Source organism: Rhodococcus sp. 4CII, from assembly GCF_014256275.1.
GTDB lineage: Bacteria > Actinomycetota > Actinomycetes > Mycobacteriales > Mycobacteriaceae > Rhodococcus_F > Rhodococcus_F wratislaviensis_A.
The window spans coordinates 24,904-39,618 of the sequence record NZ_JACCFE010000004.1; the positions used below are offsets into that span (position 1 = coordinate 24,904).

The following is a 14,715-nucleotide window of genomic DNA, read 5'->3' on the forward strand; positions in this document are numbered from 1 at the left end:
CACCGCCACTATGGAACAGCCGACACTGTCAATGGCCGCGAACATCCGGTGGACGAAGTCCGGCGTTGTCTGGGCGGACTACGTGCTCACGGGCATCGACTACGGTTACCGCCCCGACGTGGACAAGCGCACTGCTCGTACCCTGCACACGATGCTCGTCCGCGCCCTTCCGGGCGAGTCACTGTTGATGGGCATCGCAGCATCGTTGAGCGCCGAAGCCGTCGTTTCCCGAATGACCGAAGGCGTCGATCTCGATGCACACCCGGACTGGGCAACCGAATGCGAAGCGACTCTCGACTCGATCGAGCTATACCGCCCGGGGCAGAGGATCTACTGGCTGAGCATTCCGCTGACCACACCCAAGGCCGTCGATCAGGTCAAGGCCGCGGCTCATTCGGCCTGGACCACACTCTCCGACTACATCGGGCTGCCGCGGACCGCAATTGACGATGACGAGATCCGGGCCCGTGTCCGGCAGGCCAACCGGATCATGGCCGACATCCCCGGTGTCTTCGATGCGCAACCGGTCACTCCCGCTCAGATGATGTGGCTGTGGCAGCACGCGATGACGCGCGGACTGCATATCGACCCTGACCTGCCCGACGCAGCCGTGACGCCAGGAGCAAAGTCAGGTGCCGCACTGTCCGCGTGCCGGATCGACGAGGGCGCCCAATCGGATCGAGAGAAGGCGCCGGGTTGGCGAGGCAAGGTCCCGACGTTCAGTCGGGTCCTGAAGGTCGACCAGCCGTACGAATTCGTCGACCACCCTGCCTCCTACCAAGTGCTCCTCGCGCTCGCGGACACCCCCGCCGGTGGCGTCTATTTCCCCGGCTCGGAGTTCTTCACCCTCGCTGACGACTTCGGCGATATCGATGTCGACTTTGCCGTACGGCTCAAGGTCACCGCCGGTGCCGATGTCATGCGAGCGAACAAGCGCGCGCTCGAGAACCTGAAGGAGCAGTACGAACAGCGGGAAGGAGAGTTGGCCGGCGGCCAAGGTGTTCTCGACCTCGCTGCCGCCGCGTTGACCGAATACACCTCGTTGCTCGAGACGAACCGCGATGAGGTCGAGGTTGCCTGGACGGCGTTGTTCGCGGTAGGAGCTGATTCCGAGGAGGGTGCACTCACTGATGCGAAGGCATTGGTGAAAGCGTTCGAACAGCAGGAATACAAGGTGGTCGCGCCGGTCGGCTACCAGGAAGACCTGTGGTGGGCGATGTTGCCTGGCGTTCCCACCTCGAAGATCGTCCGCGAGTTCGCGCAGATCACCACGTCGACGCATTTCGCGGCGTACATGCCGTTCATTCGCAACGATCTCGGCGATGGCAGTGGCCCGCTGTTGGCACTGAACATCACCACTTCTCGGATCGGTGTGGTGCACCACGACGTCGCCGGAAAGTCGCTGCGCGACCAGTCCGGATCCTTCGCGGTCACCGGTGAGCTCGGATCGGGCAAGTCGGTCACCATGAAGGTGATCGCCGGCCAGGTCGTCGACTGCGGGGGGCAGGTCATCGGTATCGACCAAAGCGATCTCGGCGAGTACGCCAATTGGGCCAAGGCCGTCACCGAGGCAGTCGTGGTCGACCTCGTCGAACCCGAATACAGCATGGACCCACTGAGGATCTTCGAGGCCGGACTCGCAGCAGAAATGGCCCAGTCCGTGTTGTTGACACTGCTCCGGATCCAGCCTTCCTCAGACCTGGGCATCGCATTGGCCAGGGTGCTCGAGCCCGAGTACCGCGCAGAGCACCCCTACCAGGGTTTGGGCGAGCTGACCGAACACCTCCTGTCCGGTGCTTGCCCGATCGCCCACGCCCAAGATCTCGGCGAAGCGATGAACGTCTACGCCCGCCGCACCTACGCGGCGGCACTGTTCGGCAAAGATCTACCCCCGCTGCCCATTACTGCTCCCGGCATCATTTTCCGCACCCACAAGGTCGACTTGCCGACCCAGCTGCAGACCGAGAAGCAGCACCTCTATGAGAACCTGCCGCTGGAGAAGCGGTTCGGTCACGCGGTGTACACCCTGATAGCGAAGGTCGCCCGCGGACAGTGCTTCGCCGACCCCGACCAGATGGCGTTGTTCCTCGTCGACGAGGCACACCACCTCCTGGGCGCCGACGACGGAGTCGACATCGTCGAGGACTTCGTGCTGCAGGGCCGCAAGTCCTCGGCCGCGGTGGGACTCGGCGACCAGGACTGCGCGTTCGGCACCCCGAAGCTGCGTGGACTGATCAAGACCCGCATCGCGCACCGTCATACAGACGAAACCCTCGCCAAGCGCGCCATTGAATGGCTTGGCCTCGACCCGGACGACTACGGACTGGTCAAGCAATACATGGAGCAGACAGCTCCGGCAACCGGAAAAGACAAGTACGTCGAACCGCACCGCCGCGGTGAAGGTTACATGCGTGATGGCAGCGGAAACGTCGGTCGTATCAAGACGCTGCTGCCGGCAACCGAGTCGCGCCGAATTGCAGTGTCGACCACTCCGAAGGACAACAAGCTGGTGAAAGCATGACCGCGGCCGCGGCGTCCTCCCGTGAACGGGAGGTGGTCGGCGCCCCCGCACCCCGGGAGTATTTCAGTGTCCGCGCCGCGGCCAAACGCTCACTGCTGTGGCTTGTCACCGCATGGATTCCGCAATCCTGGCTGACCGCACTGATACACCTGATCCGTCCAGTAACCCGCTGGCTGTGGGCACGCTGGTGGAGCCGGCTACTCATCCGCCTCATCGCCGGCTGGCACGCGGCCGGCGCCATCTTGGTGATCGTGGCCACCCCGGCTCTCGCCGATCCCGCCGGCGGCGGCGGTGCGAGCCCGTTCTTCGCCTGGATGAATCTGAAAGATTCGCACGGCATCGACGCGTGGGGCTACTTCCTGTCCATCGACAAAGGCAACGCCTCGGTGGGCGGCGGCTGGCGCATGATCTGGGCGTACATCATCACCCTCGAATACGAGGTCTTCCGCTTCCTGATGGCAACGGCCATCTGGTTCATCACCTGGGTGCTCTCGTTCGAATGGCTCGAGCTGATCCTCACGCCCGTGCGCACCATCGCCGACTCGGTCACCTCCATCACCGACCAGTTCGCGCTGACCCCGCTGATGCTCACAGTCGCCGGACTCAGCGTCGCCATCTGGATCATCCGCGGCCGATTCTCCACCGGAATCTACGAGCTCCTCATGTCCTGCGTCATCGCGGCCGCGGCCGTGGGCGTTCTCTCGAACCCGGTCGATCGCGTCCTCGGGGACGACGGGCTGGTGCTGTCGGCGCGAGATGCGGGCCTGGAAGTCGCCTCAGGGCTGGCGAACGGTGGTGATACCAGCGGAAACCCGCAGACCGAGATCGAGACAATCGAATCGAAACTCATCGATACGTTCATCCGCCAACCCACGCAACTGATCAACTTCGGAGTCGTTCTCGATGCCCCGGAAAACAACGGGAAATGCGTCAAAGAGTTCGACGCCGCGTACCTCGCGAAGCCAAAGGAGCCTGGACTCGCGGACAAAGCGCAGGACGTCGTCTCCGAGATCGCCCCTGGGGCAGGCGTAGCCCTTGACCTGATCAATCCCGACGCGAAACCGGAAGACCGCGTCAAAGATGCCATCGCCAAATGTGAGGGGGAGGACGGGCCGATGAAGGCCTATGCCGACAACCCCGGCCCCGGACAAGCAATGGGCCTGTTTTTCCTGATCTTCGCCGGCGCACTCCTCATGGCCTTCGCGATCTACCTCGCCGGCCGATTGATCATCGCCGCAGGTGTCTCGATCGGCAATGCCATCAAATCGATACCAGGAGTCGTCCTCGCCATCGCACCCTCGATGCGCGGGCAGTTCTGGCGGACCATTGCCAACGTCGCAATGGCGTTGCTGCAGATGATCTTCGCCATCGTCTTCCTCGTGGGATACGTCATGGTCGTCGAGGATCTCTTCGCAGCAGACGAATCGAACCTGATCCGCACGGTGTTCTTCGTCGACATCTTCCTGGTCACCGCACTTCTCCTCTTCCGCCGAGCGGTCAAGGGAATGAAGCGAATGTCGGACAACCTGGCAACAATTCTGGCTAAACGGCCCAACGCCGCACCGACCGCCATTAGTCGCTCAACGCCCACCACCGCGCGCGACATCGCGGCGATGGCCGCCAACGGACGCCACATGTACCAGGGCGGAAGGGCCGTGGTTAAGGGGGCAGGAGCACTAGCGAAGAAGTCCGGCACTGCCGCGGCAACGACCGGAAAAGTCGCAGCCGGAGCCACGTCGACCGCAGCAACCGGCGGGGCGGCTGCAGTGCTGGTTGCCGGACGGGTCCTCTCCTCGACGGCGAAGCGAGCGAAGAACAAGGTCGACTCGATCGCCGATCCCGACAGCTACCCGAAGTCCACCTCAGGCACGGTCGGTGCCCGGACCAGTCGTGGAACCGCCGCTACGAACGCTGCCGACGCTGTCCGGAGTCGACTGTCGAAAACGGCGGTGTCGGACAAGGCCGGCATCACGCACCCCATCGGGGTCGCCCCGTCATTGCCGGTCCCCGACCCTGGCCAGGTCCGCGCCTCGGCCACGACAACCAGTAGCCCTGACGGTCGCCGATTCCGCGAATTCACCACCACATCTGGGGCGCCGGTGATGTTGCCGACGACACTGAGCCGCACCCCGCGACCAGCCAGACCCGCCTCTGCTGAAACAGGGATCCCCAACGGTTCATCGTCGAAGACTGCTCAGCTGCTCGCTGCCGCCGCGCAGTCCGGATCCGCGCCGGTAGTCAAGCCAAGCGCACTGGCCCACCGAGCTCGCTGATGACGCTCCTCGACACACCACCGTCGACCCCGGACACACAGGAAGGCAGCTCGAAAAAGTGGTGGTGGCTGCTCGCCGGCATACCCGCCTTCGCCATGGTCCTCATGATGGCTCCGATACTGGTCATCCTCGCGACGACCGGTAGTGACACGAACTGCGGTCAACCTGTGCCAGACGCCGGGGGCGGCAGCCTCACGGGAATCAAACCCGGATCCCTCGCGGTCCCGATGGCCGAAGGCACCTACACAATCAGCTCACCCTTCGGTCTGCGCGAGGGAGGCATGCACGACGGCCAGGACTACGCAGCACCACTGGAGACCCCGTTCTACGCCGCCGGTGACGGCGAAGTCATCGCCGCAGAGCCCGCCGCCGGTTACGGACACTGGATTCGGATCCGGCACACCATCGAGGGCCAGATCGTCGAATCCCTATACGGGCACATGCAGGCGTCCGGGGTCCTCGTCCACACCGGAGACAAGGTCACAGCGGGCCAACTGATCGGCAAGGTGGGCAGCGAAGGACAGTCGAGTGGACCGCATCTTCACTTCGGCATCTACCCCGGAGGCTGGTCACTGGGCGGCGGAGTAGATCCCATTCCGTGGCTCACACAACAAGGAACCATCTCGCCCAATGGAGGACCAGCAGAGCTAGTCGCCCATACCGATTCCACCGGTGGCGACCTACCACCGCTGCCCGCCGACAAAGGCAGCGAAGCGCACATGCAGGTCGACTCCATCCGCGTCATGCGCACAATCGCGGTGGCCTTCCCCGAGATCACAACCATCGGCGGATGGCGCCCCACGGACGACGTCGCCCAGGACCACCCCGACGGCCGCGCGGTCGACATCATGATTCCCGACTCCGCGAGCGCCCAAGGGAAGGCGCTCGGCGACAAGATCGCCCTGTACCTCCAACAGAACAAGGTGGCCCTGCACGTCGAGTACCTGATCTGGCAACAGCGTTACTGGGATGGCACCGGCCACTGGACACTGATGGAGGACCGCCACGGCTACACCGAAAACCACTTCGACCACGTACACGTGACACTCAAGGGCGGCGGGATGCCGACCGCCGAGACCCGCTACGGCAGCGCTCCGGGAGGTACGACCACCACGGAGCCGTGCCCGCCAGAGGGCGGTGATCAGACCAAGTTCGCCCCTGGCAGCATCCCGCCGCAATACACCAACGCAGTCTCGGCCGCTGGGTCTCAGTGCCCAGAGGTGAGCCCGGTTCTGGTTGCCGGCATCGTTCAACAAGAGTCCGGGTTCAACGAAAAGGCCGTCAGCAAGGGCGATGGAGTAAACCAGGGCGGCGCCGAAGGAATGAGTCAGTTCATGCCGGAGACCTGGAAGGCTTTCGGTACGGATTCCGGTCTAGATCGAAACGGAAAAGCGGAACCACCGAACGCTGCCGACCCGTTCAATCCGTACGACGCGATCGCCTCGGAAGGGCGCTATCTCTGCCACATCGCCGACTACCTTCGACCGCATCACGACAGTGGAGCCGTCAAGGGCGACTTCACCGATCTGATCATCGCCGCCTACAACGGCGGGGAGGGTGCCGTCGTCACCTACGGCGGGATTCCGCCATTCGGCCAGACCCAGGCATACGTGCCGGCCGTGCGTGAGCACATGAAGAAGTTGGCGGCCTGACACTCGCTCGGACGTTATTGCCCGACGCCCGGCACAAGGCCGGCCACCCACCGCTCGGTAGTAGTGGAAAGTGCGCACTCGGGCAGGGTGAGGCGAATTCATGTGGCGAATTCATGCCCGTCCCGGGTGAAGTCCGACCCCTTGGCAATAAGGGGTAAGTGGTCCCGCCTCGGGATCAGCGCAGACGTTCAGAGACACGAAAAACCCCCTGGCGGGGGTGTTTTCGCGAGGAGGACTTGGCAGGTCCTCCGCTTATGGCCTTGGCCGGGCCGTCACTTTTCTCAGAGGTGAGTGTCGAAAGCTGGCGCTTTCTGAAACTCGTGAAACTCGTACTGCATTCCAGGCCCAGGGTAACTGACTGCTGCCGGGCCAGCAGTGTTACTCGGACTGGAGGAGCAACCATTTCTTCCGCCCCTGCCGCGAGCGAGCGGCAACGCCAAGCTGTTCGTTCAGAGGAGCACTGTCGGCTGAACCCGTACCGGATGCCGACGGTGGCGGGACGGCGTTGGGACGGGTTCGCGATCGGTGTGCGAGACCAGCGAGATCAGTGGCATCGCGCCAAGGACAGGTACGCAAGCGAGGCTCAAGGAACGATCAACACGCGTGAGATGGGTTGTTGCCTGAGCGGAAATATATCCCTACGCGGGGTCTTCGCTCCGATCCATGCTCTCTTCGTTGCGCTGGTCGGAGCGTAACCCACGTGTCAAGGGGGTGGTGGGTGTAAATCGGGTTGTCCTGACTCGGTGAAGGTGGCGACGGCTCATTGAATATGGCGAGTGTGGCGGTCCATCTGGCGGAGGCTCAGTGAACCTGGCGAATCCGAGGTGGTCACCCCCGCGATCGGGAATGAATCGAGGCACCGAGTTCCATGCTCGCCACGTTCCTTGAGTCCGAAGTCGCCGCGGCGACTCAATAGACCTGGCGAGCAGCAGGTGCGGCCTCTGTGATCTCGCCAGATCCACTGAGCTAGGACACGGGTGTCCTGACTCGGTGCATTTGATGTCGACTCAGTGAATCTGATGCCGGCGGCGGTCAAACTGATGCCCGGCGCAGTGGATCTGATGCGGAGTTCCCTGACCAGCGCTCCGATGGCGCGTGCTGCGTTACCAGGAGAATCGCGGCCACAGGCCGCCGTTCCGTGTGCATCAGCTTGGTTGAGCCACGCGTGAAGAGGCCGACCACGCCTATCTGATGCATAGCTGGTCAGAGCTTCGTTGCGGCATCAGATGCACTGAGTCGGGACATCGGGGATTGCCGTACCGGCATGGCGGTGTTTCGCAAGGTCGGTGTCCTGTGACAGAAGATCTTCCTTTTTGCCAATGAATCTTGCTTATCCCGGCTGTCTCGCCACTGTAGTTTGCTCGGTTCGAGTTCACCCACCCTGGCCGGCAGGCCAGTTCGCAGGGGCCGATGCGAATCACCGCAGCCTGCCGACGGTGCATGAGCAGACGGCAACACACGCCGGTTCAAGCAAGATTCACTGGCACACAGCGCCCGGCGGCCATGTCACCAACCCCCGAAACGCTGACAGGCACACCCGAATCCCGCCAGTCAAAATTCCTCGGCCCAGGTCACAGCTCCGCACCGAGGACAATCCCGTGTCACCGGACAGTCGGGTCAATGGGATGAGGATGGGACGCCTCCCAGAGGACTCCAACATGAGGCGATGAGCGCTGTGGAGCGAGCACGGACCAGAAAACTTGGCCAGCGCGTGTCACACAAGCTCCCTTACCGGGATCTTCCTCCGAGTAGGAGAGATCAATCAGCGGCGAGGTGGTGTGCTCGCTCGCGCAGGAGGGAGCAGCGTGGAAATGCGAACTGATCAGCGAACTGCGAACGCAAGGTGGCCGCGGCACGGATCGGCAGTTGGATACGCGGAGTCAGGTAGTACGAATCGGCGAGAGGAAGGCAATCGCGGTGCCGGCACGCCCGTGCTCTCCTCGGCGACTGGTGAAGGCGAGGCCTGGCGATGACAACCACACCTCCGCAGCAAAGTGGTGCGCGGTTCGCACGCTCTCCCCGAATCAGTTCCTTGCCCCCGCGGCCGCACACCTGGCTTCGCGACAGCTTCTGTTTGGGTACCACCGCGGTCGGTGCCAGCGCCGCCGCTCCGCTGTTCGGATACAGCGCCCTCGCGATGCCCGCCGCGGCGGGCTTGTCGATCGCTGCCGTCTACGCCGGAGTAGCCGGCAAACGTAAGCAGCTTCGCGATGTCGACGTCGACGAGGTGATCGAAAGGCTGTGCCCGATCGTGGGACTGCCGGAGGCCACCCGGGCGGTGCTGTCGACGTCGAAATGGAGTCGTGGATGGCCGGGACTTCCGGGGAAACTCACCGTGCACTACGACTCGACACAGGCACTGAATGACGAGACGTGGCTCGCTGATATCTGCGGAGTCTTCGAAGATCAAGGGTGGGGTTTCTTCGCACTCGACAAGCACGACCCCGCCCGCCGGCGCCTGATCTTCACGCCCGCTGCCGAGCCGGAACGAGAAGTCTCCGACAGCGACCAGGTTGTGCGCGCGAAGCGGATCATCGCCCAGCTGTTGGGCCCGACCGCGACCGTAACCGCGATCGACGTCGCCGCCGAAACGGGCGAAGTGACCTCAATGGAAGTACGTCACGAACTTGGTCCGAAACTGGAATCGGATGGCTACCGGACCCGCGTCGAACGAGGAATGAGTGCGACGTTGCCCGGTCGCTGGCGAGCACGGTGGAACCTTGAAACGGATTGGGTTCGATTCGAGCAACGTACAGCATTCCCGGACAGTGTCTGGTTGCCGGCACCGGACCTCGACCCCGGGGCCGATCTCTTGGCCAGTTACGACTCGGTGGAAATTCCGTACGGAATCGACGAAGACGGCAACGAGGTTGTGTGGCGGCCGGCGATCGACCCGAATCTGATGCTGATCGGCCCACCCGGAAGCGGTAAGACCGTGACCGCACACAATCTGTTGGTCAACTTCTCGCGACGTGGATGGCCGATCTGGGTCCTCGACGGCAAGTACGTCGAATTCCTGGGATTCCAGGACTGGCCCAACGTACAAGTCGTCGCTACGACCATCGAGCAGCAAGTGGCGTTGGTCCATCGCGCCCGCGATCTCATGGAGTTCCGCTACCAGAAGATCGTTACCGGCGAGGCGACAGAAGCGGACTTCGAACCAGTACTGGTCTTTCTCGACGAATGGGCGGAGTTCCGCGGCAACGTCGAAGATTGGTACTCCAGGGTCAAACCGAAAGGTGGCGCCCGACAGCCACCGGTGCTCAACATGCTCGCGTCGATGGCACGCAAGGCCCGAACCTCGCGAGTGCATCTAGTCTTCGGAACTCAGCGTCCCGACGCGCAGTACTTCCTCGGCGACATGCGTGACAACTTCGCCATGCGCATCTCCATGGGCCGCCTCTCACCACAAGGGGCACTCATGATGTGGCAATCACCGACGATCGGTACCAGCGTGCCCCGCAAGTGCCGCGGCCGCGGCACCACCGTCACCGACAACTATCAGTCCATCGAGATCCAGTGCTACCGCGTACCCGACCCACGCAAGACGCGAGCCGGCACCTTCGAGTCCGATCTGCTCGACACCCTCCGACCCCCGATAACACGCCATCCACGATTGCTGATCGTCCCACCGGACGAACTTCCGGACATCGACGCCACCGACGACATGTCAGAACCGGCACCGCTGACATACTTCGACTACATCGAAGCCGAATGGGTACTGGCCAGCGACCGACCCGACCTCGATCCGGTACTCAGAAGAGCGAAGATGACCCACGAAACCGATCGGCGTCTCGCGTCGCCGACGGCGCTCCTCGGGCTACTCGGGGGCCGCGCCGAGCCCACCAACGAAGCAGCGGTAGAGCTCAACGACTACCGCACCCCGACAGCCGCCGGCCCAACCGATGCCGCCTCGTTCTTAGACCAGCTCTCTGCTCCACAACTCGAATCCTCCGCCGCTCGGGCGGAGTCCTCACGCGCTCGACTAGCCCTGGTCAAAGAGTCAGCAGCAACCGAACCAGAGATACCGGCGGGCGGCGGCGCCGAGGTCTTCGACATACCGGAGGATTCACCTGACACCTACGAGGACCAGTACGGTCCGGTCCGCGATGTTCGCGCCGCCGATGTCGCACTCGGGGACCTGTTGCTGATGGAGGACATTGACGAATGGGTCGTCGTAGACACCGATCCCGAGCCGGACATCATCGAAGATTCATTGCTTTCGCTGACCTGGCGCAGCGACACCGATGAGTTCGGCGACCTCGCCTTACCTGATAGTTCCTACGTATCGATTCGCAAACCCATCCATGTATCTGGCTGAGCTGGCAACGGACGACTGTCTGCGCCGGACTCGCCGGGCTGCGAAGCAGCCGGGGCGTAGAACTACGCCCAACCTCGCTCCTTTCGACTTCTGACCAGGTCCCCCCGAGCGCACGCGGCCGGCGTCCGAAGGATCAGGGCTGCTCTTGCGGGCCGAACGGGGGAGCTGCGACGAAGGTCCATCCCGACTCGCGGTCCCAGTGCCAACCTTGTCCGAACCTCCCGATGAGCCACAGGTCCGTGAACCCCTCGGGCAGCTTGGGTGAACGGGTGGGCATCAGGTCGAACTGGAGCGGCGCCGCGAAGTGACGGTACTCGCCGAACTGAGAGTCCGGCACGGGCTCTGGAGCACCGTCGAGGTGGAGGTACACGCCGTGATAGGGGAGTTCCGGTTCCGACATGACCTTTCTGCGGATACCGACTGGGTCCTTATCGTCACTGGCCAGGAACGCCTCGACGACCTCGAGCGTGCTGTCGGGAGTCGTGGTCCCTTTGGCATGCGACATGAAGTCTATGGCCACTCGCGTTGAGCGCTCGCCTTCGCGGGTCCGAACTATCTGGACAACTCCTGCGATGGCGTTGAGTTCGCGTTCGAGCTCCACCGTGCTGGTATCTCGCCTGCCTCGGACAAGGGTATCTACGCCCTTGTCCTCCAGCTTGCGGAGCAGTGGAGTCAATCGCTCCTGTAAGCCCTGAAAAGTCACGCCGAACTCACACATGACAGCCCAACTGCAAGACAGAGTGGAATCGTCGAACCCCTTGAACCGCCGCCGGTATTGGCCAACAGAGCTGCGGTAGTCCGAGTTGGTAATCGAACCCACCTCCAGGACTCCGATGCACCGCCGACACTCGTCGATCTCGGGTTTGTCGAAGACCCGGTAGTCGACCATTCCGTTCTCGCTACCGTCGTCATGCGGGTCCAGCCACACAAAAGAGTTGTGTTCGACTATGCGGTGGGCGAGCAGCTCGACGTCTGATTCGCCCTTCTGAGCACGACCTTTGCGAGCCACCATCACGTCCTTCCTGTCGTTGACACCTGAGTTGGCTCACGTTTCGGCGGTGAACGGGTACTCACGCCTGTGACCTGCTTGCTTGTATTCGGATCGGGCGGATTTCACGCACTAATCGCATCGGTTTAGGCTCGGCGGGTGGCGTTTATCAGGAAGGTGCGCACCAAATCCGGGGCCACGGCCGTGCAGATCGCCCGATACGCAAACGGCCGGCAGGAGATCGTCACACACATCGGCTCCGCCCACACCGACCTCGAACTCGGGATGCTCCTCGAACGCGCCCGGGCATGGCTCGAACCCGACCAGCAGGCTCTCGATCTGGGTGTCACACCCCAGATCCCGGTCGAAAAACCCCTGCCCACCGGGCAGAAGACACTGCTTGACCCCGCCGAGAAACCCGCGAGGATCGATGCGCCGGGACGTACCGAATCCACCGGATCGGTGCTGCTGCGCCAGGTGATGACCGAGGTGTACGAGCAACTCGGCTTCGGAATCGTCGACGATGAGGTGTTCCGCGATCTGGTGATCGCCCGCATCGTCGAACCCGGTTCGAAACTCGACGCCGGCCGGGTCCTGCACGACCTCGGCGCCGACCCGCCCAGCTACGCCACGATCAAACGCCACCTCAAGCAGGTCATCACCGGCGAGTACCGGGACAAGATCGCCGAGCAGTGCTTCGCCCACGCTGCCGAAACCGGCGGCCTGAGCCTGTTGCTCTACGATGTGACGACCTTGTACTTCGAAGCCGAAAAAGAGGATGACCTGCGCAAAGTCGGGTACTCGAAGGAACGTCGGGTCGACCCGCAGATCGTGGTGGGGTTGCTCGTCGACCGCACCGGCTTCCCCCTCGAAATCGGATGCTACGAAGGCAACGCCGCTGAAACCCACACGATTGTGCCGATCGTGCGCCAGTTCCAGACCCGCCACGATCTCGAGGGCGTCGAGATGGTCGTGGCCGCCGACGCCGGGATGCTGTCGGCGGCGAATCTGGCGGCGTTGGATCGGGCGGGCCTGAAGTTCATCGTCGGGTCACGGGTGACGAAGGCGCCCGGTGATCTCTGTTCCCATTTCCATTGGAACGGTACAGTTTTCAAAGGTGGGCAGATCATCGACACGATCACGCCGCGGCATGGTCGCTCGGTGGTGAACAACACCCGTAAACGCGCCGAACCCGTCTGGAATCAGGCGGAGCATCCGAATGCGTGGCGGGCGGTGTGGCAGTACTCGCGCAGTCGGGCGGCTCGTGACGAGAAGACCCTGAACGCGCAGGAGGCGCGGGCTCGTGCTGTGGTCGACGGTGACACCGTCCCGAAGTCGACACGGTTCGTCAAGGCGACTGCGAAGGGCCGACGGCTGGATACGGCCTCGCTGGAGCGGGCGCGGATGCTCGTGGGCTTGAAGGGTTATGTGACGAATCTTCCTGTGTCGGTGATGGATCCGGGTGAGGTGATCGGGAAGTATCACGAGTTGTGGCATGTGGAGCAGTCGTTTCGGATGTCGAAGACGGATCTGCGGGCGCGGCCGATCTTCCACCGGACCCGTGATGCGATCGAGGCGCACCTGACCGTGGTGTTCACGGCGTTGGCGGTCTCGCGGGTGGTGCAGGAACGTAGCGGATTCGCGATCGGGAAGGTCGTGAAACTGCTGAGACCACTACGGTCGGCGACCATCGCGATCAACGGGACTCGCCACACGTTCCCACCCGACGTCGAGGCCAACACGAAGGCCCTGCTCGACCGGATTGTGGAGCCCTGAGTTCACGCACTAACGAAATGAGCCAACTCAGGTCTGAGCACGACCTTTGCGAGCCACCATCACGTCCTTCCTGTCGTTGACAGCCGGCCACCGGAAAGCCAACGGCAGCGGCGCGATGACCCGAGGGGGAAGCCGTTCGATGGCCGAGGCGCCCAGTCAGCCGCTTCGCGTTGATCTTCCCATTCGACGTGAAATGCCGCGTTGCCGCACCGTATTGCGGTGATCTCATGCCAGGCTGCGTGGCGTCCACAGCGGAAACGCATGGTGTGGTTGAGGAAGCATCCGGAACCTGATCCGGAACCGTCGGGCTGTTTGGCGAGAGCGGCTAAAGCTCAGCTTTGATCCCTCCGAGGGTGACGTCGGTGAGCTTCCGGATGAACGCAATGCACTGTTTGGCGTCCTCCAATCGAATCGCTGGACCTTGCCCAGGCCGAACGGCATTTTGCTTGACCGCTTGAAGGACATCGACATCCGGCATCGCTTCGTCACCATGGGCGATGGCGTGACGAATCATCAACCATTTTCGAAGGCGATCCTCAACCTCATGAGGCCGGAGAGTCAGCATCTGCCGATTTTGACCCCTGGTCGTCCATGTCCAGTAGTTCCGCGGATCGAACCCGGCGGAGATAAGAAGGTTGCGCGTATTCTGCGCGTTGGGGGTCGAAAAGTTGCCGATCTCGCCAAATACCTGGCCCCGAATGAGCTTCGCGACGCCATATCCCGGATCTGTGGGTTGAGGCATATGGTGTTCGACGAGGAATCGCGCCATGTCTTGCACAACGGCCTGCCAGCTCGCGATGGCAATCACAACAACTGCTCGGTTAACCGACGTCTCGGCAGTTCTCCGGCCGCGTCCGCCCGATCCCGCCCGGTTATGTACCTCGATGAGGTTGTCGCAATGCGTCATCGCGTTGTCGAACTTGCTCGAAACAGCGAGGGTGAGTGCGATGCTCATTGCCGAAGCCTAGCGACTGCGATCCCACCGAAAGTCTGCGGCCATTTCGGTCCGTATAGGCTCGCAACCGGCTGCATTCGCATCAATCTAGGACGTTCAGTGGCACGAAAATGAGGCGAATGCTGGCGCACGGCCAGGGTTGGCGGCACTTGACGCAGTCCGATCCCACGGACTCGTCGGCGGTCGTGTGAGCGTCGAAGCCCTTCTTCAGAACACGCGCGTGCACTCC

7 protein-coding genes are annotated in these 14,715 nt (G+C 62.9%); 5 read left to right on the forward strand and 2 right to left on the reverse strand.

The genetic code is table 11. From position 1 onward, the window contains the following. Positions 1-10 precede the first annotated feature (10 nt). The 4 genes from H0B43_RS38345 to H0B43_RS38360 all read left to right on the forward strand — a co-directional run bounded on the left by H0B43_RS38345 (position 11) and on the right by H0B43_RS38360 (position 10,767). Positions 11-2,521, forward strand: a complete 2,511-nt coding sequence (locus tag H0B43_RS38345) for an ATP-binding protein (protein WP_185730767.1) — start codon at positions 11-13, stop codon at positions 2,519-2,521. Next, a complete protein-coding gene (locus tag H0B43_RS38350; protein ID WP_185730768.1) occupies positions 2,518-4,794 on the forward strand; it encodes a hypothetical protein in 2,277 nt (758 codons plus the stop codon). The genes H0B43_RS38345 and H0B43_RS38350 overlap by 4 nt, the downstream gene beginning before the upstream one ends. Next, positions 4,794-6,446 carry a M23 family metallopeptidase gene (locus H0B43_RS38355; RefSeq protein ID WP_185730769.1) on the forward strand — a complete coding sequence of 551 codons (1,653 nt, stop codon included), beginning with the start codon at positions 4,794-4,796 and terminating at the stop codon, positions 6,444-6,446. Before H0B43_RS38350 ends, H0B43_RS38355 begins: the two co-directional genes overlap by 1 nt. Before the next feature lie 1,969 nt (positions 6,447-8,415). Then, the gene (locus H0B43_RS38360; protein ID WP_185730770.1) at positions 8,416-10,767 is read left to right on the forward strand and encodes an FtsK/SpoIIIE domain-containing protein; all 2,352 of its coding nucleotides are present in this window, start codon (positions 8,416-8,418) and stop codon (positions 10,765-10,767) included. A gap of 133 nt (positions 10,768-10,900) precedes the next feature. On the opposite strand, the gene H0B43_RS38365 is transcribed toward H0B43_RS38360, so the two are convergent. Continuing rightward, complete coding sequence (locus tag H0B43_RS38365; protein WP_005571743.1) at positions 10,901-11,779, reverse strand: hypothetical protein; 879 nt, start codon at positions 11,777-11,779, stop codon at positions 10,901-10,903. A 135-nt stretch (positions 11,780-11,914) separates the two neighbouring features. Between H0B43_RS38365 and H0B43_RS38370 the strand changes: the two genes are divergently transcribed. Beyond that, positions 11,915-13,531 carry an IS1634 family transposase gene (locus tag H0B43_RS38370; protein ID WP_043786706.1) on the forward strand — a complete coding sequence of 539 codons (1,617 nt, stop codon included), beginning with the start codon at positions 11,915-11,917 and terminating at the stop codon, positions 13,529-13,531. A gap of 325 nt (positions 13,532-13,856) precedes the next feature. Here H0B43_RS38370 and H0B43_RS38375 read toward each other — a convergent pair whose 3' ends face one another. Beyond that, positions 13,857-14,486 carry a hypothetical protein gene (locus H0B43_RS38375; RefSeq protein WP_005560269.1) on the reverse strand — a complete coding sequence of 210 codons (630 nt, stop codon included), beginning with the start codon at positions 14,484-14,486 and terminating at the stop codon, positions 13,857-13,859. Between the last annotated feature and the right edge of the window lie 229 nt (positions 14,487-14,715).

Excerpts from the sequence above, each read along its gene's own strand:
- H0B43_RS38345 (WP_185730767.1), top strand. The coding sequence starts at position 11 with ATGGAACAGCCGACACTGTCAATGGCCGCGAACATCCGGTGGACGAAG.
- H0B43_RS38350 (WP_185730768.1), top strand. The coding sequence starts at position 2,518 with ATGACCGCGGCCGCGGCGTCCTCCCGTGAACGGGAGGTGGTCGGCGCC.
- H0B43_RS38355 (WP_185730769.1), top strand. The coding sequence starts at position 4,794 with ATGACGCTCCTCGACACACCACCGTCGACCCCGGACACACAGGAAGGC.
- H0B43_RS38360 (WP_185730770.1), top strand. The coding sequence starts at position 8,416 with ATGACAACCACACCTCCGCAGCAAAGTGGTGCGCGGTTCGCACGCTCT.
- H0B43_RS38365 (WP_005571743.1), bottom strand. The coding sequence starts at position 11,779 with ATGGTGGCTCGCAAAGGTCGTGCTCAGAAGGGCGAATCAGACGTCGAG.
- H0B43_RS38375 (WP_005560269.1), bottom strand. The coding sequence starts at position 14,486 with ATGAGCATCGCACTCACCCTCGCTGTTTCGAGCAAGTTCGACAACGCG.